17 protein-coding genes are annotated in these 23,348 nt (G+C 65.6%); 13 read left to right on the top strand and 4 right to left on the bottom strand.

Annotation, left to right across the window (positions count from 1 at the left end; translation table 11 throughout):
* The first annotated feature begins 277 nt into the window (after positions 1–277).
* The 6 genes from L284_RS45450 to phoA all read left to right on the top strand — a co-directional run bounded on the left by L284_RS45450 (position 278) and on the right by phoA (position 10,495).
* Positions 278–760: a sigma-70 family RNA polymerase sigma factor gene (locus L284_RS45450; protein WP_021236086.1), complete on the top strand. Its 483-nt coding sequence runs from the start codon at positions 278–280 to the stop codon at positions 758–760.
* A complete protein-coding gene (locus L284_RS45455) occupies positions 757–1,674 on the top strand; it encodes a FecR family protein (RefSeq protein ID WP_160172158.1) in 918 nt (305 codons plus the stop codon). Before L284_RS45450 ends, L284_RS45455 begins: the two co-directional genes overlap by 4 nt.
* A gap of 125 nt (positions 1,675–1,799) precedes the next feature.
* Complete coding sequence (locus tag L284_RS45460) at positions 1,800–4,520, top strand: TonB-dependent siderophore receptor (protein ID WP_021236088.1); 2,721 nt, start codon at positions 1,800–1,802, stop codon at positions 4,518–4,520.
* 37 nt (positions 4,521–4,557) lie between these two features.
* A complete protein-coding gene (locus tag L284_RS45465; protein ID WP_021236089.1) occupies positions 4,558–6,147 on the top strand; it encodes an alkaline phosphatase D family protein in 1,590 nt (529 codons plus the stop codon).
* Between the two features lie 130 nt (positions 6,148–6,277).
* Positions 6,278–8,917, top strand: coding sequence for a TonB-dependent receptor (locus L284_RS45470; protein ID WP_021236090.1), 2,640 nt, complete (start codon positions 6,278–6,280; stop codon positions 8,915–8,917).
* 150 nt (positions 8,918–9,067) lie between these two features.
* Positions 9,068–10,495 (top strand): alkaline phosphatase, encoded by a 1,428-nt coding sequence (gene phoA, locus L284_RS45475; RefSeq protein WP_021236091.1) that lies wholly within the window; start codon positions 9,068–9,070, stop codon positions 10,493–10,495.
* A gap of 106 nt (positions 10,496–10,601) precedes the next feature.
* On the opposite strand, the gene L284_RS45480 is transcribed toward phoA, so the two are convergent.
* Positions 10,602–10,958 (bottom strand): response regulator, encoded by a 357-nt coding sequence (locus L284_RS45480; RefSeq protein ID WP_021236092.1) that lies wholly within the window; start codon positions 10,956–10,958, stop codon positions 10,602–10,604.
* A 253-nt stretch (positions 10,959–11,211) separates the two neighbouring features.
* On the opposite strand from L284_RS45480, the gene L284_RS45485 reads away from it, so the two are divergent.
* Together L284_RS45485 and L284_RS45490 are read left to right on the top strand one after the other, a co-directional pair.
* Positions 11,212–11,460: a hypothetical protein gene (locus tag L284_RS45485; RefSeq protein WP_021236093.1), complete on the top strand. Its 249-nt coding sequence runs from the start codon at positions 11,212–11,214 to the stop codon at positions 11,458–11,460.
* Between the two features lie 140 nt (positions 11,461–11,600).
* Entirely contained in the window at positions 11,601–12,170 is a 570-nt protein-coding gene (locus tag L284_RS45490; protein ID WP_021236094.1) for an opacity-associated protein, read from the top strand.
* Positions 12,171–12,256: 86 nt separating this feature from the next.
* On the opposite strand, the gene L284_RS45495 is transcribed toward L284_RS45490, so the two are convergent.
* Both L284_RS45495 and L284_RS45500 read right to left on the bottom strand, forming a co-directional pair.
* On the bottom strand, positions 12,257–13,888 hold the full coding sequence (locus L284_RS45495) for an alginate export family protein (RefSeq protein WP_021236095.1): 1,632 nt from the start codon (positions 13,886–13,888) through the stop codon (positions 12,257–12,259).
* 17 nt (positions 13,889–13,905) lie between these two features.
* The gene (locus L284_RS45500) at positions 13,906–14,901 is read right to left on the bottom strand and encodes an MBL fold metallo-hydrolase (RefSeq protein WP_200861691.1); all 996 of its coding nucleotides are present in this window, start codon (positions 14,899–14,901) and stop codon (positions 13,906–13,908) included.
* Between the two features lie 111 nt (positions 14,902–15,012).
* Here L284_RS45500 and L284_RS45505 point away from each other — a divergent pair, with 111 nt between their 5' ends.
* Both L284_RS45505 and L284_RS45510 read left to right on the top strand, forming a co-directional pair.
* Entirely contained in the window at positions 15,013–15,735 is a 723-nt protein-coding gene (locus L284_RS45505; protein WP_021236097.1) for a TetR/AcrR family transcriptional regulator, read from the top strand.
* A 448-nt stretch (positions 15,736–16,183) separates the two neighbouring features.
* Positions 16,184–18,331, top strand: coding sequence for a TonB-dependent receptor (locus L284_RS45510; protein ID WP_160172159.1), 2,148 nt, complete (start codon positions 16,184–16,186; stop codon positions 18,329–18,331).
* 63 nt (positions 18,332–18,394) lie between these two features.
* Here L284_RS45510 and L284_RS45515 read toward each other — a convergent pair whose 3' ends face one another.
* On the bottom strand, positions 18,395–19,072 hold the full coding sequence (locus L284_RS45515; RefSeq protein WP_021236099.1) for a TetR/AcrR family transcriptional regulator: 678 nt from the start codon (positions 19,070–19,072) through the stop codon (positions 18,395–18,397).
* 109 nt (positions 19,073–19,181) lie between these two features.
* On the opposite strand from L284_RS45515, the gene L284_RS45520 reads away from it, so the two are divergent.
* From L284_RS45520 to L284_RS45530, 3 genes are read left to right on the top strand one after another with little or no spacing between them, the layout of a single operon-like run.
* Positions 19,182–20,294: an LLM class flavin-dependent oxidoreductase gene (locus tag L284_RS45520; RefSeq protein ID WP_021236100.1), complete on the top strand. Its 1,113-nt coding sequence runs from the start codon at positions 19,182–19,184 to the stop codon at positions 20,292–20,294.
* 55 nt (positions 20,295–20,349) lie between these two features.
* A complete protein-coding gene (locus L284_RS45525; protein WP_031343218.1) occupies positions 20,350–20,934 on the top strand; it encodes an NADPH-dependent FMN reductase in 585 nt (194 codons plus the stop codon).
* Positions 20,931–23,303 (top strand): beta-glucosidase, encoded by a 2,373-nt coding sequence (locus L284_RS45530; protein WP_021236102.1) that lies wholly within the window; start codon positions 20,931–20,933, stop codon positions 23,301–23,303. The genes L284_RS45525 and L284_RS45530 overlap by 4 nt, the downstream gene beginning before the upstream one ends.
* Positions 23,304–23,348: the final 45 nt, after the last annotated feature.

Consider the following 23,348-nt stretch of genomic DNA (forward strand, 5'->3'; position numbering starts at 1 on the left):
CGGAAACGGGCTTCTAAAAAGCCGGATAAAACTATATTGAATGTTCTACTAAGTAGAAAAGCAGTGAACTGCTGCTAGCACCTCGGCGGCGCTGCACTCGTTTGGCTCAACGGGCGGGGCGACGAAACCAACCAATGGTATAGGACCGCCCATCCGCGCGACTTTCCGGCAGCTCCGCCGGGCAGGCCGACCGGCCGCGCCGCCCTGCACCCACGCGAAAAGCTGTCATAAGATCGTGATAAAGCGCCGCTACTCGCCCGGCCACGGAGGCGCGGGAATGAAATTCGAGATGCTGGGCGCAAGCTGGCAGCAGCTTCAGCGCCAGGTGGCCAGATTGACGCGGCGCGACGATGCAGAGGATCTGTTGCACAGTTCCTATCTGCGCATGGCCGAGAAAGCCGATCGTGCCGTGGCGCGTCCGGAGGCTTTCCTTGTCCGTTCGGCGGTCAACCAGGCGCGCGACGACTTCCGGCGGTCGCGCCATCCCGCCGCTCCGCAGGCGATGGATCTCCAGACCTTGCAGGTCTGCGACCGTTCTCCCTTGCAGGACGAGATGTTGATTGCCCGGCAGAGACTCGCTCGCGTAAAGGAAGGGCTGGACCGGCTGTCGCCCCGATCGCGCGAGATATTTCTTATGCACCGCCTGGATGGATTGAAGTACCGCGAGATTGCCGAGCACCTGGGCATCAGCATGAGCGCGGTGGAGAAACACGTCGCCAAGGCGATGCAATCCCTCTCCGAATGGACCGAGGGCTGGTGAGCGCAGCGATGTCGCAGGATCGTTTCCAGGAAGCCTCGCAGTGGGTCGCCCGGCTTCATGCCGAAGATCGCTCGGAAGCGGACGATCGCGCTTTCCGGCAATGGCTGGAGGGCGATCCCCGGAATGCCGGCCGCTTCGAACATGCCTCGGCCGTATGGGACGCGGTGGGCGGCGTGCGCGACGATATCGTGCGGGTGCCCTTGCGCCCGGCGGTCCTGGAGCGCCGTCAGGTCCTGGCCGGGCTCGCCGCCGTCGCCTTGACGGGAACCGGTGTGGTCGCATTGTCTTCGGGCAAGGCCCAGGCGATCGAGACCGGCATCGGCGAACAGAAACGCATCACTTTGCCCGACGGTTCGCATCTCTTCGTCGACACGGCAACTTCCCTGCGTTTCCGCACGTCCTGGACGCAGCGGCTGCTCTGGCTTGCGCACGGCCGCGTGCATCTGGATATCGCGTCCGGCAGCCTGCCTTTCGTCGTCTCCGCGGGACAGAGCGAGCTGGTGGCGACGCGCGGCAAGTTCGACGTGGAGCGCGAGGCCGAGGATCTCGCCTTCGTGGCCATAGACGGGGTCGCGACGATCCGGGGCTCACGCGAGAACGATCTGCGCCTCGCTTCCGGCGAGCGCTTTCGCAGCGGCAGCGCGGGCACCGGGCGTGACCGGCCGGACATGCGCGACATGAGCGCCTGGCAATCCGGCCGCCTGGCCTTCCGCGACGAAACGCTCGCTTCCGCCGCCGCGCAGATGAATCGCTACAGCCTCCAGAAACTCGTGGTGACGGATCCGCAGGTCTCTTCCCTGCGCATCAGCGGCGTCTACACGGTGGGCGACAACGTGCGTTTCGCGCGCAGCGTGGAGGAACTTTTGCCGGTGCAGCTGGCGGTTTCGGGCGATCGCATCGTCATCGCGAGATAAAGACGATTTTTTCTCGTCCGCAGGGGTGGGGAAAACCAGGGTTCATTCGTCGATGCGGCACGGCCGCTTGGCCGCCAACATAGTGTGCGGGGCAAATCGACGTGAAACATGGCTTCATTCGGCTCATGAGCTGCTCGCTGGCGCTTGCCTGCCTCACGGCTCCTGCAAGCCAGGCGCTGGCGCAAGGTGCGCGCTCCACTCTGGATGTCCGCGCCCAGCCCCTGGGCAGCGCTCTCGAGGAGCTCTCGCGGCAATCGGGAACGGACATCCTGTTCCGCTCCGACAATGTCGCGGGCAAGCGATCGGTCGAGGTCAGCGGGACGATGAGCGTCCGACAGGCGCTGGACCGCCTGCTCAAGGGAACCGGGCTCACTTACGGCATCGGCGCATCGGGTGCGATCGTGGTGAAGCCGGAGCCGGCGCGGACAGTTGACATCGCGGAAGGACTGTATGGCGGCGAGATCGTCGTCACCGGCGTCGCGGCGAAGACCAGCAAGTTCAAGACTTCCTATGCCGTCTCGACGCTAGATCAGGCGCAAGTCGTGAAATCCGCGCCCCAGAGCACGGCGGACCTCATCGGCAAGATTCCCGGCTTCTACGCCGAGGCGTCCGGCGGCGAGTCCAACAACAACATATCCGCGCGCGGGCTGCCCGGCACCGACGGGACGCGTTTCCTGGCCTTGCAGGAAGACGGCATGCTGCTGTTCCAGGACCCCAACGAGATCTATCTCAACGGCGATTCCCTGCTGCGGCTCGACATCATGACCGAGCGGGTGGAGGCGGTTCGCTTCGGTTCCGCGCCGATCTTCACCAGCAATGCGCCGGCCGGCGTCATCAACTACATCACCCGCAAAGGCGGGGAAGAGGCGAAGGGGGCGCTGCGGGTGACGGTGGAGGACCGGGGCCAGAAGCGCCTGGACGGGTTCGCCTCGGGGCCGCTGGGTGGCGACTGGTACTACGCGGCCGGCGGCTTCATCCGGGTGAGCGACGGTTATCGCAATCCCGGCTATACGACCGACAAAGGCGGCCAGTTTCGCGTCAACCTGACCCGCCGCTTCGCGAGCGGCGAACTGACCGCTTATGCCAAGTACATCGACGAGACCAATGCCTTCTACCTGCCGATACCGCTGAAGGACCCGCGCGACGGCAGTTCGCTGGCCGGGCTGGTCGATCCGCTGCGCGGGACGATGCTGTCCAACGCCAACCGGAGCTATGTGCTGCCGACCTTCACCGGATCGCAGGGGCAGAGCTTCCAGCGAGATCTGGCCGATGGGCGCCATGCCAGGGCCTTCATGACCGGGCTCGACTTCGACATCGACCTGGGCGGTGGCTGGTCGGTCTCCAACAAGCTGCGTTATCTCCGGGCGACGATCGACCTCGACACGCTGTTCTCCACCACCGGGCTGTCCGACTACCGCACTTATGCCGCCAACAAGCTGCAAGCGGCGCGCGGCGCCTTCGGCGCAGGCGTGTCGGAACTGCGCTACGTTCTTGCCGATGCACGCGGTGCGGACGGCGGCCGGGTCGCCTGGGATCCCAGCGGCTCGCGCGGGTTGGTGACGGAACAATCCTATCGCTATGTGCCGATGAAGGGCACCAGCGTGATCGACGACTTCCGGCTCAGCAAGGACGTCTTCGGGTTCGGGCCGGGCCGTCACACGCTGACGGCCGGGCTCAGCTATTCGCGCGCGACGCTGCGGCACCAGCGGCTCCTGCAGGATTCGCTGCACGAAGTGGGGCAAGACCGGCGGCGCCTGGACCTCCTGGCGCTGGATGCCGCCGGAACCGTGCTGGGATCGGTGACCGACAACGGCTTCCTGCGCTACGGTTCCTACTACATCGGCGGCCGCGCGGAGTCCGATCGCTACGCCGTCTACATCGCGGACGCCTGGCAGGTAAGCGAGGCGCTCAGCATCGATCTGGGCTTTCGCAACGAGTGGTACGACCAGACCGGCGTGCGCTGGCTGACCGAGACGCGCAATCTCGGCGACCCGACGACCATGGCGGACGACGCGGTCCAGGGCAACAGCGGCCGGACGGCGATCTATAGAGACAAGGCCGACAACCAGGCCTGGACCATCGGCGCGAACTATGAGTTCAGCCGCCGCTTCGCCGTGTTCAGCCGCTTCACCAAGTCGTTCCGCAGCCGCAACGTCTGGGCAACGGTGACGGACAGCGCCAATCCCGACGACGAGATCACCGGGGCGGAACTGGGGGTGAAGTACAACAGTCCCACGTTTTCGCTTTTCGCCACCGGCTTCTACAGCGACTTCAACCGGCTCTCGATCAGCGGGCCGACGGTCAATCCGCTCACGGGCACCAACGAATCCTCGACTTATTGGGGCAAGCTGAAGGTCTACGGCATCGAAAGCGAGGCCGTGTGGCGCCCGGTGGAAGCCTTCGAACTGAGCGGCAGCGTAACCGTGCAGCGTCCGCGCCAGCGTGATCTCCAGGAAGGGCGCTACGGCAATCTGGGCGAGATCTACGACGGCAAGCTGCCCTCGCGCGTGCCCGAAGTGATCGCGCGCGTGACGCCGACCGTGTTCTTCGATCTGGGCCCGGTCCCGATGACGTTCTACGGCACGGTGGCCCACACGGGGCGGCGCTATGTCGACGCGCTGAACAGCACCAAGTTGCCAGCCTATACCGTTCTCGACCTGGGCATCACGGCGCGCATCGGCGATTTCGACCTCCAGGGTACGGTGACCAACCTCACCAACGAGATCGGCATCACCGAAGGCAATCCCCGGGTGGACGCCCTGACCGGACAGGGAACCAATGTGGTCGGCTTCGGCCGTCCGATCTTCGGTCGCACCTTCCGCCTTGTCGGCACCTGGAATTTCTGAGCCTCTTCCTTCACCCCTCTTCATTCAAGGATCACCCATGACCGGCCCAGATCGCCGTTCCGTTCTCGCCGGCCTGGCGTTCGCAGGCGGCAGCCTCGCCGCCGGCGGCGCCAGGGCGGCCATTCCCCGCAACTTGCGCGAGAACCCGGCGTTCCTCGTTCCGCCTTTCCAACTCGGCGTCGCTTCGGGCGACCCATCGCCGGACGGCTTCGTCATCTGGACGCGGCTTGCGCCCGAGCCGCTCCAGCCGGGCGGCGGCATGATCATGGCGCCGGTGCCGGTCGCCTGGGAAGTGGCGGCTGACGAGGCGTTCCGCGCGGTCGTGGCGAAAGGCGAGGCGATCGCGCACCCGGAACTGGCGCACTCCGTCCATGTCGAAGTGAGCGGCCTCCAGCCCGACCGGCCCTATTGGTACCGGTTCCGCTGCGGCACCGAGCGCAGCCTGCCTGGACGCGGAGCGACTCTCCCGCTGCCCGGTGCGCCCAAGGACCGCGTGCGCTTTGCCGTAGCCGGCTGCCAGCACTACGAGGAAGGCCACTATACCGCCTGGCGCCGCATCGCGGAGGAGCCGGTCGATTTCGTGTTCCACTACGGCGACTACATCTACGAAGGGCGCGACACCGGCGCGGGCTCCCGCTTGATGAACGGCAGGCCGTTCTCGCCGCTGCGCCGTCACCTGGGCGACGAGATCTACTCGCTGGACGATTACCGGCGGCGTTACGCGCTCTACAAGTCGGATCACGATCTTCAGGCGGCCCATGCCGCCGCACCCTGGTTCGTGAGCTTCGACGATCACGAGATCGACAACAACTGGGCGAACGACCGCGACCAGGACGGAACCGCGCCCGAGGTCTTTGCCTTCCGCCGCGCCGCCGCGATGCAGGCCTATTACGAGCACATGCCGCTGCGGCGATCCTCGATGCCGCAGGCAGGGCACATGCAGATGTTCCGCCGCGCACGTTTCGGCGACCTGCTGGACGCTCATTTCCTCGACACCCGCCAATATCGCAGTCCTCAGGCACGCGGCGGCAAGGACGGGCCGATCGACGCGGAAGTGCGCTCGGCCCAGCGGACCATGCTGGGAGACCGGCAGGAGGCCTGGTTGTTCGAGGGTCTCGCGCGGAGCGATGCGCGCTGGCAGATGATCGCCCAACAGGTCATGCTCATGCAGCTTGCCGTGACGCCGGCAGGCGGCGGCGCGGCGGGGTATTCGATGGACCAGTGGTCCGGTTATCTGCATAGCCGCGAGCGCCTGCTCGGCCATATCGCAGACCGCCGCCTTACCAATGTCGTGACGGTCAGCGGCGACGCGCATCGGCACTTCGCGGGGGATCTTCTGCGCGACGGCGGCGAGGGGCGGGCGGTCGCCGCCGAGTTCCTCGCCACGTCCATCACATCCGGGTCGGACGGCGTCGGCGAAGGCGATGCCTATCATCGTTCGGTCGCCGGGAACGCGTGCCTCAAGGCCATCACCGACCGGCGCGGCTACGTCCTGTGCGATGTAACCCGCGACACCTGGCGCGGAGACCTCAAGGTGCTCGACAGCGTCATGCGGCCCGACGGCAGGCTTTCGACTTTCGCCAGCTTCGTTGCCGAGCGGGGACGGCCGGGACTTCTCAGAAGCTGACGACCCTTTCCATCCGGGCCTGACCAAGGCTCGCCCGATCCAGTCCATCCGGCCGCGGGCAGCGCTTCGCGGCGCCCGGAGACGCGCGCGTGTCTCCCATTACCATTCTCAATCCAGGGGTATTTTTTCGATGAAACGTTTCATGATCGGCTGCGCGTCCGGCGCATTGGCACTGGCGCTGTCAGCCCAGTCCGCCGCCCGGGCCCAGACCGCCGCCAGTGCCATCCCTGCGCAGTCCTCGTCCGAGGAGGCGGAGATGAACACTATCGAGGTTCTCGGCGTGAAGTACGGCTACCAGCCGGTGGACGTGAAGAAGGAAAGCCCGGTCATCGTCGATTCGATCTCCTACGACGACATCGAGGCGCCGACCGGAGACAATTCCATCGCCTCGATGGTGATGCAGGTGCCCGGCGTCAGCTTCGAGGGGGATGGCGACGAACCGCGCTACATCACCATTCGCGGCCTTTCCGCCGACCTGAACATGACCACCATCGACGGCCTTACGCTCGCCACCCTTGGCGAGAACGGCGCCGGTACGCGGCGGGTCAACCTGCAACTCGTACCCGCCGACATCTCGCAGCGGGTCGACGTGTTCAAGGCCTTCACCGCCGAGCAGGATTCCGCAGCCATCGGCGGCCTGACGAACATCGTCACGCGATCGGCACTCAAGGCTTCCGCGCCCTACTTCATGCTCGACGGTTACGGCATCTACTCGACCTTTCGGGGCCCGGCCGGGGAGAATTCCGGCGGCTCCACGCGGGCGCATTGGGGGCAGGGGCTGAAGACCGCCTTCGCCGATCGCTTCGGTTCGGAAGGCCAGTTCGGCGTCGTCGTCACCGCCCGTTATCAGGACCGCGTCCGCAACTCCAACAAGAACTGGCCGGACCGGCGCACCTACTTCAACGATGCCGGGGCCGTGATCGCCGGACCGGACCCGGAACTCGGCTGGGACGGGCGCGACGGTCTGACCAAGTTCGCCTTCGGCGACTATTCCAACGCCATTCGCAACCTGGGCGGATCGCTCAAGCTGGAATGGCAGGCCAGCCCGGCAATTTCGACCTATCTCATGGGCTACATGTACAACCGCAGGGAGTCCTCGACGATGAACTCCAGCGACGTCATGGGCAATACGCGGGCCGTCACCGATCGCACCGATACCACCGGCACGGTGCGGGTGGACTACGTCCAGTCCGTCGTCCGCTACAACCAGTGGGACCGCACCGCGAGCGGGCTCATCTACGGGTTCGACTGGGATGCCGGTGCCGATTCCGCATTCTCGGTGAGGGCCGGCTACACCCGTGAAAGCTATGACGATGACGAATACTGGACGCGCGTGCGTACCGCTCCGGGTCATGAACTGTACTATTCCTATAGTATGAAGGGTCTTCCGCAGATGACCAGCTTCACCGGCGACGCCTTCGCCAGCCGCTATCTGCTCAACGGCTCCAACATCAATTACGTCCGGGCGCAGGAGGACGTGTTCGACGTGCGTGCCGACTATTCGCACAACGTCGGACCGGCCGCGCGCGGCTTCGGTTTCGTGGCCGGATTGAAGTTCACGCACCTGGACCTCGACAAGGACGTGGACAGCGTGCGCTACCGGACAGGGGGCGACGTGACCCAGCTGATGTACGATCCGGGATACTCGCACTACGGCAGCAACGGCATGCGCCTGCCCTGGCTGGACTACGATCGGTACTGGAACGGCGGCACGCCCGCAGAGGATGCCGCAAGTTCCGACCACTACAGCCGCATCACCGACTATCGCTACCGCGAGGATGTGATGAACGGCTATCTCTCGCTGCACTATCGTACCGATAGCACGCACGTCATTGCGGGCCTGCGATACGATGACACCACGTTCGAGGGACGCGCGCCGCTGACCGTGGATGGAACCCTGACCGCCGATTTCACGCGCCCTTCCGGACGGTATCGCTACTGGCTTCCCTCCCTCAATGTCACGCATGACATTGCGGACGGGTGGAAGGTGCGCGGATCGGTCAGCCGTACCATCGGCCGGCCGACGCCCGGCAGCCTGGTCCAGGCCGAAAGCGAGACTTGCGGCGAAGGCGTGACCGGCTGTGCCGTCACGCGCGGCAATCCCGATCTCAAGCCGCGCCGTGCAAACAACTACGATCTCGCGCTGGAGCATTACTTCGACGGGGATGATGCCCTGATCGCGCTCACCGCCTTCCGCAAGGAGATCAAGGACGACATCTTCACCCTCACCACGGAGTGGGAGGAGAACGGCCTGGTCAACCAGATCCGCCAGCCGATGAATGCGGAAACCTCGCGGGTGCAGGGCCTGGAACTGGCGCTTGTCGATCGCTCGCTGCCCTTCGCCAGCAACCTCGGCGCATCGTTCAATGCGACGCGGCTGTTCGGCAGGATGAACTACGTCACCGATACGCTGTCGCGCCGGATCGACCGGGTTCTCCAGCAGCCCAAGTGGATGGCGAACATGACGGTGACCTACCAGATCCCGCAGATCGACGGCGCCCTGCGCGTGACGGCGAACTATCAGCACGACTACCTCACGAGCGTCGGCGCATCGGCTTGGGACGACTTCTACGTCAAGGGGCGCGCTTCGGTCGACCTGTCGCTGTGGCACGGCGTGGGCCGCGATTTCGTGTTCAAGTACGAAGTCGACAACGTCCTCGGCGCGCCGCCGGAATGGTATCACGGCCGCAACGTCAACGGCACGCTCTCGCAGCGGGACAACTACGGGCGCGGGATCTACTTCCACGTCATCTACTCCCCCGGACGGTAAGAGGCCGCTGGCGGCGCTTCGCTCCCCGCGCGCCGTGACTGTCAAATAGATGTCACTTTGGCCTTCTAGCTGCGCCCGTGATCGCCCTTGCGGGCGCAGCTTCCCTGCGTGGCCGAACGCGCGCCGCCTTCCCCAGCTACAGGAACCGTCATGATTTCTCGTCTCCCTCTCGTTGCCGCGCTGGTCCTTGCGGCGCAGCCCGCGCTGGTCCTTGCGGCGCAGCCCGCGCTTGCCCAGGACGCGTCGGATCTCGCGCGCGCGGCCAAGGGCGACATCACGCAGGCCGGCGGTGCCCGTCGCATTTCCGGCGACCGTACCGAGGCACTGCGCAAGCAGCTCGTCGGCAGCAAGGCGCGCAACGTGATCCTGCTCATCGGCGACGGCATGGGCGATTCCGAGATCACGCTCGCCCGCAACTATGCGGAAGGCGCGGGCGGATATTTCAAGGGCATCGACGCGCTGCCGGTGACCGGGCAGTACACGCATTACTCGCTCGACCGAAAGACCGGCCTGCCCGATTACGTCACCGATTCCGCTGCCTCCGCCACCGCCTGGGCCAGCGGCGTCAAGAGCTACAACGGGGCCATCGGCGTCGATGTGAAGGGCAAGCCGCACAGCACGCTGCTGGAGCGCGCCAAGGCCGCCGGCATGGCGACGGGCGACGTCTCCACCGCCGATATCGAGGATGCCACCCCGGCGGCGCAATATGCCCACGTCACCCAGCGCAAGTGCTTCGGGCCGGAAGCGACCACGAAGTTCTGCCCCGGCGATGCCCTGGAAGCGGGCGGCGCGGGCTCGATCGCCGAGCAATTGCTGGCAGCGCGTCCCGACGTGACGCTCGGCGGCGGCGCTTCGACTTTCGACGAGACGGCGCGTGCCGGCAAGTGGAAGGGCAAGACGCTGTTCCAGCAGGCCAAGGCCCGCGGCTTCCGGGTCGTGCGCGATGCTGCCGGACTGGAGGCCGTGACGGCCGCCGGCGCCGATGCGCCTTTGCTCGGCCTCTTCGCGCCCGGCAACATGCCGGTTCGCTGGCGCGGGCCGCGCGCCAGCTATCACGGAAATATCGATCAGGCACCGGTCAAGTGCGAAGCCAACCCCGAACGCACCGCCGCCATCCCGACGCTCGCCGCCATGACCCGCAAGGCCATCGCGCTGCTCAAGGACAAGCCCAAGGGCTTTTTCCTGCAGGTGGAAGGCGCCTCGATCGACAAGGAGAACCACGGCGCCAACCCTTGCGGCCAAATCGGCGAGACGGTCGATCTCGACGAAGCGGTGCAGGTGGCGCTCGAATATGCGCGTGAGCACGGGGATACCCTGGTGATCGTCACGGCCGACCATGCGCATACCAGCCAGATCATCAGCAACGGATCGAAGGCGCCGGGCCTGACCAAGGCGCTCGTCACCAAGGACGGCGCCGTCATGACCGTCAACTACGGCACGGCCGAGGAAGGCGCGATGGGCCACACCGGCACCCAACTGCGCATCGCCGCCTACGGCCCCGGCGCGGCCAACGTCGCCGGTCTGCTCGACCAGACCGATCTCCACTACATCGTACGCGGCGCGCTCGGCCTGGATTGATCGCGCACCGGGACGCCGCGCTCGGCTTTGATTGATCGCGCACCGGGACGCCGCGCGCAAGGGTTGCCGCACGGCGTCCCGGGTCTCGCGCCTTGATCTGCGGTCGCTATCCCAGGAGATCGTCCACTTCGCCCTGCAGCCGTTCGATCCTGTAGGGCTTCGGGAGGAAGCGGCCATCCTCGGGGATGAGGTCCTTGGGCGGCCAGGTATCGCCCGACGTTATCAGGATCTTGATGTCGGGCCAGCGCTCGTGGACGAACCGGGCGAGCGCGATGCCGTCCATCGAGCCGGGCATCTTGATATCGGTGAACAGAACGTTGAATTCGGACGCCGAATTCAGGATCTCCAGCGCGGCCTCGGCATTGGCCGCATCGATGACTTCGTAGCCGGCCTCCTCCAGGGCGTCGGCACCGACCAGCCGGATCAGGTCTTCATCCTCTACGAGTAGTACCCTGCGTTTCATCACCACATCACTCGCCCATGCTGTCCCTCGCGTCCGTGGCGGCAACGAGTTCGATGGCGGCGGCGTTCCAGGGCCGTTGCTATTTTCGAAGCCCGCCGGGCAGGATCGGTATCGCGCGGCCGAGGGGGGCGGCGGTTCCCGAAGCTCATGCACCCGCGCAGACGCATCCACGCACCGGCGCATCCACGCTCCGGCGACCTGGCGGTGTCGTTCTTCGCTTGCATCTCAGGCAACGCCCGGTAGGCGCGGGCGCATGACGATCATTCCCTGGGATCAGCCCGCGACGCTGATCGACCTTGACGGTAAGACACCGATCATCGGCACGATCCACGACTGCGTGATGCACTTCGCGCTCTTCAAGCCTTTCGCCAAGGCGCAGGCGCGGATCCTTCTCACCCGTCCGACATTTCGAGACGGTCGCAAGACCCGGACCTGGATACTCAATCCCGATGAAATCGAACGCCTGGTCCAGCGCCTGGCCGACGATCGCGCCCGCCTCTAGGCGCCGATATCCTCCGGCGGGGAGTGGTGCTTAGATGACACACCTATGACGAAACGATAATCTACGCGGAAACCCCGAGAGAAGTTTGCGGTTCAAGCACTCGAAAACTGAAACTCAGGTGTGTTTTCTCGGAGATTGATATGAAGAAGCTCTTGTTCGCTCTGGCCCTCACCAGTGCTTTCCCGGCTGCGGCCTTCGCGCAGGACGCGCAGGATCCTTCGGTGGAGACTGCCCCCGATGGAACCCGTGCCTTCGGGATCGAACCCTATGTCGGCGTGCTTGGCGGCTACCACGAATTTTCCCGCCAGAGCGAGTTCGGCTCTCCCCGTGGAGGCCGCATGAACGGCGCCCTCATCAGCGGCGTCGCCGGCGTCAACATTCCGCTTGGACCGGTCTTCGTCGGCGCCGAAGGCAATGCGACGAAGGGCTTCGGCGACATCGACTGGGAATACGGCGTCCGGGGCCGCATCGGCGGCCGTGCCGGCGAGAGCGGCCTGATCTACGCTTCGGCAGGCTACCAGTGGGTCAACGGCAAGCGCGCTTACGGCGATGAAAAGGATTGGATCTACGGCGTCGGCGTCGAAGTGGGTCCGAAGGACATCGGCCTGGGCGGCATCACCGGAAACAGCGGCATCCGCCTGCGCCTCCAGGCCGAAACCTACGACTTCGACAGCATCCGCCCGATGGCGGGCGTGATCGCACACTTCTGAGCACCGGCCTTGGAGCGGCAGCCCCTGCGGGCGCCGCTCCAGGCCACATGCCCTTCCGGGTCACGCGCGGTCTCCTCGCCGCCCCATCAGAACCGCAGCGTCATGTTCGTCTGGACGAACAGGTTGTCGCCATAACCCGCGCGGCGCAGCACTTTTCCGGCTTCTGCATAGTTGACGATGCCGCTCAGGATGACGTGCGGGTCCGGCGTCCAGTTCGCCCGGAGCCGGGCCATGTTGGCGACATGCCTGCCCCTCACGTTCCGGGTGCCGGCATAGATCTGGGAATTGCCGCGATAGACCGCGTCGTTCCGATCGGGGCGCCAGTAGGAACCGATTTCGCCGGTCAGGGAAAACTTCCTGCTCAACGGTACCGTCAGCGTCGGGGCGATCCCCATGAGATTGATGGCACCCAGGTAATTGTCGTCGCTGAAGATGACGGTGGCATTGTAGAGAAAATTGAACGCGCCGACCTTCCCGGAACCTTCGAAGGTGCCGCCGCCCGAGGCGTAGTCGGCATGGAAGCCCAGCCTCGGCGCCGAGCTTCCCGCTCCCAGGCCGACCGACTGGTTGGTGCTGAGGGCCCAGGCATCGACTTGGCGAACGCCGAAACGGCCGTCCTGCTTGAGGGCCGACCAGTCGAACGCAACCCGTCCGAGACGACCCCAGAGCCGGGCGCCGTAAGTCTCCCGCCGGTCCTTGCCCGAAAGGCGGCCGAGCGTGTGCTCGTCCTTTACGAAGTGGTAGTAGAACGGGTCGAAGTAGACGGCGGATTTGCTCTTCGGGTCGGCGCCGGCGACGACGAAGCTGGAATAGACGCCGCTCAGCGTCTCGCCATTGCCGATCCGGTCGTCGAGCAGGCCGATGCCCTGCGCGGTCGGTTCGAAATGGAAGGCGCTGAAGCGGAAGCGCCGCCAGTCCATCGACAGCCGCGCGCCGTTCATCGAAACGCGGATATTGGGATTTTCGCGCGGGCTGATGATGAAGCGCGGCCCGTCGAAGAATTCCTGCCGCCCCACGGTGACTCGCGCCACACCCGCGCCGGGTCCGGAGCCGAACGGCGCCCGGACTTCCGCGAAGAGTTGCTGGACGATCAGGTCGTTCTTCTGGATCGCGATGTGGCGGGTTTCGTTCCTGCCGAAGATCTGCCCCGAAGCCAGTTCGCCATAGAACCGCACCGCAGGCCCGATCCGCAGGTCGGCGCCGATCGCCGTGCGCGAGAGCACTTCGATGCGGTCCCGTGTATCGGAGAGCAGCGGCAGGGTGGACAGGCTGACGCTGCTGCGCTGCGTTCCATTCAGTGTCAGCGACACATTGCCGTCATCGCTCAGCGGGATGAACTTGAGCGGGGACGCCCAGTCGCGCTTCGCCCGGCGATCGCGGAGGAACCGCCAATCCTCCGCGCCGCGCAGCATCATGTAGTTGGGACCGGTGCGGGGACCTTGTCCATCGGCCTCGGCCGGGAAGGGAGACTTGAGCGGATCGCGGGGGGTGGAGCGGGGGTTGGAGCCCGAAGCAGGGCCAAGATCAGGGGCCGGAGCATGGCCAGGAGCAGGATAAGGCGGGGGAGCGAGCTGCGGCGTCGGAACGGCTGCCGGCGGTGCGGGAAGGGGCTGCGCGTCATCGCCCGCGGCTGCGAAAGCGCAGCCCGGCACGAGCAGTCCGATCGTCACGCATCCGGCGAGGCTCCGATCGCGCAGCGGAAAAGTCCGGTTGCGCATCGTCGTTCTCTGGCCGCTTACCCGAGCGGGATTTCCATGAGATCGCGCCCCACCACGATCTCGCCCTTGTAATGCCTGGCGACTTCGCTGCGCCACATGTCGTCGGTGATCCACTCCATGTCGCCGGGAACGAAATGGCTCAGCACCAGCTTTTTCACTCCCGCGCGCGCGGCGATCCGGCCGACCTGTTCGGCGGTCGTGTGGCTTTCGATCAGGTGGTTGCGGAAAGTCGGCGTGCCGTTCGCGCGCTTCACCAGTTCATCGACGCCGGGAACGTAGAGCACTTCGTGGACCAGCACGTCGGCGCCCCTGGAGAAGTCCGCCAGGGCGGGATTGTAGGCGGTGTCGCCCGAGTAGACGACGCTGCCGTAAGGCGTTTCGAAGCGGTAGGCCAAGTTGTCGAGCGGGGGATGCGGGGTCGTGAACGCCGTCACCGTGACGCCGTCCCCGGACATGACCAGCCCCTGCTTCGCTGCGAAATCGCGAGCGTGCAGGAGCGTCGCCGGGTCCACCCTACCTTCGTCGGCAATGCGGGTGGCGATGTCCATCCGGTTGAGCCGCCAGAAATCCGCTGCCATCGCCTCGATCCCCACCGGACCGTAAGCGTCGATCGGACGGCGCAGAGCGCCCGCCGCCCACATGTTGTAGACGAGGTTTCCGAATTCGAGCTGATGATCCGAATGCATGTGCGAGATGAAGATCGCGCGGATATCGGCCAGGTCCAGCCCGGATTTCACGATCTGCGCGGTCACGCCCATGGCGGTGTCGATGACGTAGACATTGCCGTCCACGACCAGGGCATTGGCTGGATTGGAGCGCGTGCCGCCCACGCGCGGGCCGCCTTTGGTGCCGAGCAGAACCAGCTTCGCGCCTTCGACGGGAGCGGTCTTCGCGCCGGTCTGCGCCAGCAGCGAGGAAGGGGAGCCTGCGAGAACCCCTCCCGCAGCGGTGGTCACGGCCGCCTGCAGGATCTTGCGGCGATTGAGCATGGGGATGCGCGGGGGGAAAATCATGAAACTCCTCTCGACCTGTAAATTCAGCCCTGACCGGGCTTGTTGGCATCCGCCTAACATTCGCCTCCCTCTGGGGTCAATAAGAATGAGAGTCGCGTTCGGTTTATCGCGATGGACAAGGTGCGTCTCATCGGCAATGCCCGCCGGGTGATGGAAGCGAGCCTTGCGCCCGATATCGAGGATGATCTCACCCGCGTCGGTGTGATCCCGGCGCAGCAATCGCGCAGCCGGACCCTGCGCGATCGCCTGATCCGCGAGTCCCTGGACATCGCGCGCAAGGTGCCGTTTGACGAGGTGAGCATCAACGACATCTGCGCCGCCGCGCAATGTTCGACCGGCGCCTTCTATTCGCGGTTTCCTGACAAGATCACGCTGTTCAAGGCGGTGATGGTCTTCGCCGCCGCCGAGTCCGGGCCGTTATTGGAACGCTTGGTCCGGGACGAGGACTTCGCGCACATCCTGCCGAAACTCATGGCCGCGCAAGTAGATCGCTATATGCGCCAGAAGACGTTCTTCCGTTCCGCGTTCAAGGTCAGCCTGGACTGCGAAGAGGCGTGGGAGCCCTTCCGCCGCAATGCCCGCAATCTCGCCGCCGCCTATATCGATCGTGTGTTCGGCCTCCCGGAACTGGACCGCAGCAGCGTGAATGTCGACCGGATCCGCTTCGCCTTCCAGGTCATGTACGGCGTGCTCAACAATACCCTGATCAATCGCCCGGGACCTTTCGTTCTGGAGAGTGCGCAGTTCGCCCGGCTGCTGGAAGAGGCGGTGGTGGCGACCATGGACCTGCCGATCGCCGAAGCGGTGCCGGGGAAATCTCACGACGGGGCGTAGCGGGTCGGGGGCGGGTCAGCCGGCGGTCGTCTCGCCGGAGTGACGGCCTCCTGCTTGCCACAGGTGTCGAGCGCGGATTGGCTGGCGAACAGGAAGCACCGGTCCCGGTCGACGACGGAGAAAGGGTCTCCCACACTGTCGAGCACCGCCCGCAGTCGTTCCTCGCTCTCGCGCCTGTTAACATAGCGCCAGACGCCGCTTCAGCGTCTCGATCTCCCGTTCATCCGCCATGAGGTCGTGACGCACATCTCGGGCCAAGGTCGAAGAGAAATCAATCCGTATACGGTGCGAGACGGCGCACGAGGTCCATATTGACGAGGCGCGGCGGCTGAGTTAATTAGAATGAGGATTATGGTTTTATAAAGAGCGCCCCAGAGGGTGGCTCCAGACATGATGGGGAGGGTATATGAGACTGAACTGTCTTCTTGTTTCCGTATCGGCTTTGGCCATGCCAGCCATGGCAATGGCGCAGGAGGGGCCGGCCGAATCGCAGGCGCCGGGCGGATTGGGCGACATCATCGTCACGGCCAACCGCACCGCCTCCAGCGCGCAGGACACCCCGACCGCGCTCAACGTCTATTCGGGCGACGCCCTGCGGGACGCGGGCATCGCCTCGGTGCGTGATCTCGCCAGCATCGACGCCAGCGTCAACATCTCTCCCTCGGCAGGCGCGGCCTATGTCGCGGTGCGCGGCATCGCCTCCACCGACGTGACGGAAATCGGCGACCCTTCCGTTCCGGTCTCACGCGACGGTTTCTATACCAACCGCTCGTTCTCCCTCAATTCGTCGATGTACGATCTGGCCCGCATCGAAGTGCTCAAGGGGCCACAGGGCACTCTCAACGGCCGCAATTCCACCGGCGGCCTGGTCAGCATCATCACCAATCGGCCGCAATTCGCCAATGGCGGCTACAGCTCGGTCGAAGTGGGCAATTACGGAACCTTCAACGGCGAGATGGGCGCGAACCTGGCGCTGGGCGATACCTTCGCGATCCGCGCTTCGGGCACCTACCTGACCCACAAGGGCTATCGCAGGATCGATGGACCGACCACCTCGGGCGATGACGAGGACTTCGCCTCGGGCCGCCTTCAGGCGCTTTATCGGTCGGGCGGCCTGTCCGCCTGGGTATCCTACCAGCACGATTCGCGCACGGTGAACGGCGACGCTATCTTGCGCGGCGCGCTGGGCGGACCCAAGCCGAGCTTCAAGAACCTGGGAGCGTTTCCGGGTGATTCCCCGCAGAAGACCACGCTGGAAGGCGATCGCATCCGCTGGGAACTGGCCTATGCCACCGACGGCAACCTCAACTTCATCTATGCCGGCGGCTACGACAGCCAGAACTGGAACAACATCCTGGACGCCACGGGGCCGGAATATCCGGCGAACCGGCAGTTCCGGCAGAACGAGCGCCCCAAGACCTGGAACCACGAGTTCCGCGTCAGCAACGACAGCGCCTCGAAGCTGTTCTTCCAGGCGGGCTACTTCCGGTTCAGCGAGAACAACACGGTGGACTCCGGCCTGTTCAACCGCGAGATGACCGGTCCCTTCGCCGTGGGCGGCCCGTTGGAGGCTCTGGCGCAGCCAGACCAGTACGGCATCAAGTTCGACTACAAGATCCGCACCCGCTCGCAAGCCGTCTTCGCCCAGGTCGACTACGACCTGACCGATCAGCTCGAAGTGAGCCTGGGCGGCCGCTACACCTGGGACAAGAAGACGCGCACCGGGCAGGCCCTGCTGTTCCTTCCCGCGCTGGCCAGCCCCTTCGCCCCGGCTCTTCGGTTGACCACGCCCGGTCTCGGCCGGTTGAGCGACGGCCAGCCGACCTGGCATGTCGGCCTCAACTATCGCCCGACCCCCGATACCCTGATCTATGCGAAGTACGATCGCGGCTACAAGTCGGGCGGCTTCAACTCGAACGGCAGTTCGGCCTCGGTCCCTTACGACCCGGAACAGCTCGACGCCTTCGAGATCGGCACCAAAAACTCGCTGCTGGGCAATACCCTCCAGATCAACGGCGATATCTTCTATTCCAACTATCGTGGCTATCAGGCTTCGCAGACGTCCGACGTTCTCCAGGGCAGCGGCATATTCAACGTCGGTTCGGCGAAGATCTTCGGCATCGAGGGCGAAGTGAAGGCGCTGCTGGGCGAAACGACACGCCTCGGCCTCAATGCCGCCTATCTGCATACCAAGTTTGGAGACGATATCGTCGTCAACGATGGCGACGGCAATCCGCAGGACATCAGCGGCAATCGCCTGCCGAATGCGCCTTCGTTCACCGTCACCGGCTCGATCGACCAGGACTTCGCCGTGGGGGCGGGCAAGATCACCGCGCACGTCGATGCGAAGTTTTCGTCCAAATACTACTTCTCGGCCTTCAACCTGGACGATATCTCGACCAGCGACTTCGTGATCGCCAATGCTTCGCTGGGCTACGAGCCGGACCACGGCGGGTGGAAGGTGATCGCCTTCGTGCGGAACGTGTTCGACAAGAACGTGCTGGCCTATGCCCAGCAGAACTTCGTCTCGCACACCAACAATTACCAGTTCCAGCCCCCACGCACTTACGGCGTGAGGGCAAGCGTCAACTTCTGACGCGGCAGCAACAAGGGAAGGGCGCGCGGCATCGATGCCGCGCCCCTTTTCGTAGGCGCCGCTTCAGATATCGGTCTTGAGATAGGCCAGGCACATGCGGCCGAGTTCGATCTTCAGCTCCTTCCAGTCCTGCGGATGAACCGATTCTCCCGTGGAGCCGAGGCTGAGCTGGCGGGCGAGAGTGGCGAAGATGATCTGATAGGCGGCATTGGCCTTGCGCTCATGGTCGCTGCCGCCGAACTCCGCGCGATATTCCAGCATGGCTTCCATGCCGAGCGCGGCGGCGCGATTGGCACTCTGGCGGCCGGGATCGGCGACGAGCGGGTCGAAGGCCGCGCGGGCCATGCTCTGGCGGAGCAAGGGCGCCTCTTCGCGCAGCAGCTCGGCATAGTTCTCCACATAGACCGGCACCACGGTCGCCAGCGAATGGGATTGCGCCTTCACGCGCTCGATCATCTCGGCCTCCCGCTGCAACATGCGTTTGAGATGATTGGCGATCACCGCCCGGACCAGGTTCTCCTTGCTTTCGAATCGCAAGTAGATCGAGCCGATCGAAACGCTGCCTTCCTGGCTGACTTCCTGGAGCGTGAAGTCCTCGCTCCCCCGTTCCAGCATGAGCTTTTCGGCTGCCGCCACCATGCGTTCGAGCGAGGCCTTGCTGCGCCCCTGCTGGGGCTTGCGGCTGACGGAATCGACGGCGAGCTTTTTTTCGGCCGAGCGGGGCTTTGCGCGTGTTGACATGACCGCGACAAACAGCCTATCGAAATAAGAACGTCAATTCTAATTTACTCCTGTTTCATTCGGCACGCACGTCATCGCGGCGGCGGCCTTGCCCCGAAGGGAGGGGAAGATGCGCTTTTCCGTATTTCTGAACGCCCGTTCGCTCGGTCCGGATCAGGATCGCAAGCTGATGAAGGATCTGGAGGCTCACGCGAAGCTGGCGGCCGATCTCGATTACGACGCGATCTTCCTGCCGGACCACCACTTCAACGGCTACATGCCGGTGGCGAGCGACAGCTTCATCTTCGCCGGCTACCTCGCCGCGCAGATGCCGCAGATGCACTTCGGCTTTTCGGTCGTCTCGGTGCCGCTGCACCATCCGGTGCGGTTTGCCGAGCGGATCAACATCCTCGACCAGCTGACCGAGGGCAAGCTGCTGGTCGGCGTCGGTTCCGGCACCACGCCGGAGGAGATGATCGGCTTCGCGGTGGACTATCGGGACGCCGGGGCCATCGCGGAAAACAACCTGGCGCTCGCCGAGCAGCTCTGGGCCAAGGACATGGAAGATCCGGCGGTCGTGATCGACAACGGGCCGTACAAGGGCCGCGTGCTCCAGCGCATCACGCCGGCGCCTTACACGCCCGGCCATGCGCGGCTGATGCCGGTGGCGATGAAGGAGGCCAGCTCGCGCCGCGCCGCCGAGAATGGCTGGCCGGCGTTCATCCCTGCCTTCACGCCCCCCAAGATCGGCGGCACCGAGCCTTTCGTCCACGTCAGCAAGTGGTTCGAGATCTACAAGGGGTTCCTGCTCGAAGCCGGACATTCCGACGACGTCGTGAAGTCCGCGCTCGACTGGACGACCCATACCTACCAGGTGGTCCATGTCGCGCACAGCGACGACCAGGCGCGCGAGGAACTGGAGGTGATCTTGCGCAGCTACCAGGAAGCGATCGAGCGGGAGGCCGAATTCAACGCCCGCGCCGAGAGCGACGATGCCAACCGGAAGACCGACCGCACGCCGGACGCCCTCAGCGAGGACTGGATCGGCACCTGGTGCCTCTATGGTTCGCCGCAGACGGTGCAGGAGCATCTGGCGCCTTATGCCGAACTCGGCATCGGCAATGTGCTGTGCGGCACGACCACCGGGCCGCTTACCGAGCAGCGCCTGGCTTACGGTGACCAGACCTTGCGCCTCATGGCCGAGAAGGTCATGCCGGCGTTCAAGGCCGCGGTTCCCGCCTGACGAGGAAGAGGCCGGCGCGGCCCGAAAGAAGGCCGCGCCGCTTGAGGAGAATGCGATGACCGAAATTTCATCCACCCCCCGGCGGGTCGTGGGCCTGGGCGGCACCTTCCGCCAGGCCTCTTCCAGCGAGCGGATCGTGCGCGCCGTGCTGGCCGAATGTGCCGCAGTGGGCGCTGAAACCGTGATGTTCGACGGACCGGCGCTTGCCGGCCTGCCGCATTTCAACCCGGAGAAACCGGATCGCACGCCCGAGGAACAGGCGCTTGTCGAAGCCGTGCGCGGCGCCGATGGGATCGTCATCGGCAGCCCCGGCTATCACGGCGGCTATTCCGGCCTGGTGAAGAACGCCATCGACCTGCTGGAAGACCTGCGCGGCGATCCGCGCGTCTATTTCGAGGGGCGTCCGGTCGGCCTGGTGGTCACGGCGGCCGGCTGGCAGGCCTGCGGCACTACGCTTTCGGCCCTGCGCGACGTCGTCCATGCCATGCGCGGCTGGCCGACGCCGGTAGGCGTCGCCGTCAATTCGGTGGAGCAGAAGCCGTTCGCACCCGACGGTTCGCTGGCCGATGACGGCATCGCCGCTGCCGTGCGCGCGCAGGCGCGGCAGATCATGGGCTTCCGCATGGAGGCGGGGGCATGATCCTGGCGCAGTCCTGCGCGCTCACGGCGGGGGGCGCCATGTGGTCCTCGCTGGCCGTGCCGGAAGCGGGCGTTCCGGCCTTCACCATGTCGGATGGGCCGCTCGGCATCGCCAGCGGGAAGGTGGACGAGCGCGACATCGCCTTGCTCAGCCCCTGCTCGACCCTGCTCGGCGCGACCTGGGATCGCGAACTCACGCGCCGGATCGGCGCCCTGGTGGGAAGCGAGGCAGTCTCGCGCGGCGTCGATGCCGTGCTCGCGCCCAATCTCAACCTCGCGCGCAGTCCATTGGCGGGCCGCGCCTTCGAGTATTTCTCCGAGGACCCGGTGCTGACGGGCGTGCTCGGCGCGGAATGGGTGAGCGGTCTGCAATCGACCGGTACCGGCTCGATCGCCAAGCACCTGGTCTGCAACGACAGCGAAACCGCGCGTGACGAAGTCGACGTGCGGGTGGACGAGCGGACCTTGCGTGAGGTCTACCTCCTGCCTTTCGAATATGCCGCCAAGGCCGGCTGCGCGGGGCTGATGGCGGCCTACAACAAAGTCAACGGATCCTGGTGTTCCGAGCAGGCCCATGTCCTGACGCAAGTCGTCAAGCAGGACTGGGGCTTCGCGGGGCTGGTCATGAGCGACTGGTTCGGCACGCACTCCAGCGAAGGCACGATCAATGCCGGGCTCGATCTGGAAATGCCGGGACCGGCGCGCTTCATGGGAAGCGAGCTGGAAGCGGCCGTAGCGGCAGGGACGGTCGATCGGGCGCGCGTCGAGGATGCGGCATCGCGCGTCGCTGCGGTCGCGCGCCGCATCACCGCGGGCAAGGCGCCGCCGATGCCCGCCGCCGAAGCCGAGGCGCTGCTGGTGGAGGCGGCCGCGGCCGGGTTCACTTTGCTGCGCAACGAAGGCGGCATGCTGCCGCTCGTGCCGGGATCGGTCAAGCGGCTGGCGGTGATCGGCCCCAATGCCTGGGCGCCGTGCTTCCAGGGCGGCACTTTCGCCAAGATCTCGATCTCGCCCGATGTGCCGACGCCCGTGGCGATGCTGCGCGAGACGTATGGGGCGTCTTGCGAGATCCTGTTCGAACCCGGCGTCGACCCGCAGCCGCGCCTGCCGAACATGACAGTGGTGCCCGCGCTCGATATCGGCGACGGCTGCACGCGGGGTATGACGCTTGAATATTTCGGCGCGCCGGACTGCGCGGGCGAGGTGCTGACGCGGGAGACCCGGGATACCAATTCGCTCGTCTGGTTCGTCGGCGTCCACGATCAGGCGCGTTTCACCGAGCCCGGATCGGTGCGGGCCAGCGGCCGCTATGTTGCGCAGCATGGCGGCGCGCACAGGCTGCACCTCGGCTCTACCGGCGTCGCGCGTATTCTCGTCGATGGCGAGGAAGTGCTGGGGGTGGGCGGCGATATCCCGGCAGGTGACGTCATGGGCGTGCTCAAGCGCGGTGATTCCGATCATGTCAGCCTCGACCTTGCCGAAGGTCAGGAGGTCACGATTTCGGTCGAGTTCTCGTGGACCGGCGGGCGCGTTCAAGGTCTCTGGTATGGCCTACGCGGGCCCGGCAGCGCCGAGGACATGCTGCAGGCCGCCGTCGATGCTGCACGCGCGGCGGATGCGGTGTTCCTGATCGTCGGCGAGACGTCGGACTCCAGCGTCGAGAGCAAGGACCGCCCCGATACTCTGCTGCCCGCCGAACAGCTGCGCCTGATCGAAGCCGTCACTTCCGCCAATCCGCGCACGGCGGTGATCGTCAACGTGGGTCATGCCTTCGACAGTGCCTGGGAAGACAGGGCGGCGGCGGTGCTTTCGGTCTGGTATCCCGGCGAGGGTTTCGCCTGCGCGCTGGCGGACGTGCTTTCGGGCCGGCGCGAGCCGGGCGGACGATTGCCGGTGACGATCGCGGCGGACGAGCGCGACTATCCCGCCTTCGCGCTCCGGCCCGACGCAGACGGTACGCTGGCCTATCGCGAAGGCACGCTGCTCGGCTATCGGGGCCTTGTGGCGCGCGGCAAGGCGGCGCGTCATCCCTTCGGATCCGGCATGGGCTATGCGCGCTTCGCGTGGACCGATGCTGCGGAGGAAGGCGGCGTGCTGCACCTTACCGTGACCAACCTGTCGAAGCGCACCGGCAGCGACGTCGTGCAGGTCTACCGCGACCATCCGGAGCCGGCGCTGGTGGGCTTCACCCGCGTCGAACTCGCTGCCGGCGAGAGCCGCCGCGTGACCGTGCCGGTGGAACCCCGCGCGCTCCAGCGCTGGGGCGAGCAAGGCTGGGAACCGCTCGCCGAGCGTCTCGTGCTGCGGCTCGCCCGTAACTGCGAAGACGCAGGGCTGCGCGTCGAGATGGAGATTGCTGCACTCGCCTGACGTGCAGCAATGGAGCACAAGGAAAGACCCGCCGGGATCGCTCCC

It is taken from the genome of Novosphingobium lindaniclasticum LE124, assembly GCF_000445125.1.
GTDB lineage: Bacteria > Pseudomonadota > Alphaproteobacteria > Sphingomonadales > Sphingomonadaceae > Novosphingobium > Novosphingobium lindaniclasticum.

Excerpts from the sequence above, each read along its gene's own strand:
- L284_RS45450 (WP_021236086.1), top strand. The coding sequence starts at position 278 with ATGAAATTCGAGATGCTGGGCGCAAGCTGGCAGCAGCTTCAGCGCCAG.
- L284_RS45460 (WP_021236088.1), top strand. The coding sequence starts at position 1,800 with ATGAGCTGCTCGCTGGCGCTTGCCTGCCTCACGGCTCCTGCAAGCCAG.
- L284_RS45465 (WP_021236089.1), top strand. The coding sequence starts at position 4,558 with ATGACCGGCCCAGATCGCCGTTCCGTTCTCGCCGGCCTGGCGTTCGCA.
- L284_RS45470 (WP_021236090.1), top strand. The coding sequence starts at position 6,278 with ATGAAACGTTTCATGATCGGCTGCGCGTCCGGCGCATTGGCACTGGCG.
- phoA (WP_021236091.1), top strand. The coding sequence starts at position 9,068 with ATGATTTCTCGTCTCCCTCTCGTTGCCGCGCTGGTCCTTGCGGCGCAG.
- L284_RS45480 (WP_021236092.1), bottom strand. The coding sequence starts at position 10,958 with ATGAAACGCAGGGTACTACTCGTAGAGGATGAAGACCTGATCCGGCTG.
- L284_RS45485 (WP_021236093.1), top strand. The coding sequence starts at position 11,212 with ATGACGATCATTCCCTGGGATCAGCCCGCGACGCTGATCGACCTTGAC.
- L284_RS45490 (WP_021236094.1), top strand. The coding sequence starts at position 11,601 with ATGAAGAAGCTCTTGTTCGCTCTGGCCCTCACCAGTGCTTTCCCGGCT.
- L284_RS45495 (WP_021236095.1), bottom strand. The coding sequence starts at position 13,888 with ATGCGCAACCGGACTTTTCCGCTGCGCGATCGGAGCCTCGCCGGATGC.
- L284_RS45500 (WP_200861691.1), bottom strand. The coding sequence starts at position 14,901 with ATGATTTTCCCCCCGCGCATCCCCATGCTCAATCGCCGCAAGATCCTG.
- L284_RS45505 (WP_021236097.1), top strand. The coding sequence starts at position 15,013 with ATGGACAAGGTGCGTCTCATCGGCAATGCCCGCCGGGTGATGGAAGCG.
- L284_RS45510 (WP_160172159.1), top strand. The coding sequence starts at position 16,184 with ATGCCAGCCATGGCAATGGCGCAGGAGGGGCCGGCCGAATCGCAGGCG.
- L284_RS45515 (WP_021236099.1), bottom strand. The coding sequence starts at position 19,072 with ATGTCAACACGCGCAAAGCCCCGCTCGGCCGAAAAAAAGCTCGCCGTC.
- L284_RS45520 (WP_021236100.1), top strand. The coding sequence starts at position 19,182 with ATGCGCTTTTCCGTATTTCTGAACGCCCGTTCGCTCGGTCCGGATCAG.
- L284_RS45525 (WP_031343218.1), top strand. The coding sequence starts at position 20,350 with ATGACCGAAATTTCATCCACCCCCCGGCGGGTCGTGGGCCTGGGCGGC.
- L284_RS45530 (WP_021236102.1), top strand. The coding sequence starts at position 20,931 with ATGATCCTGGCGCAGTCCTGCGCGCTCACGGCGGGGGGCGCCATGTGG.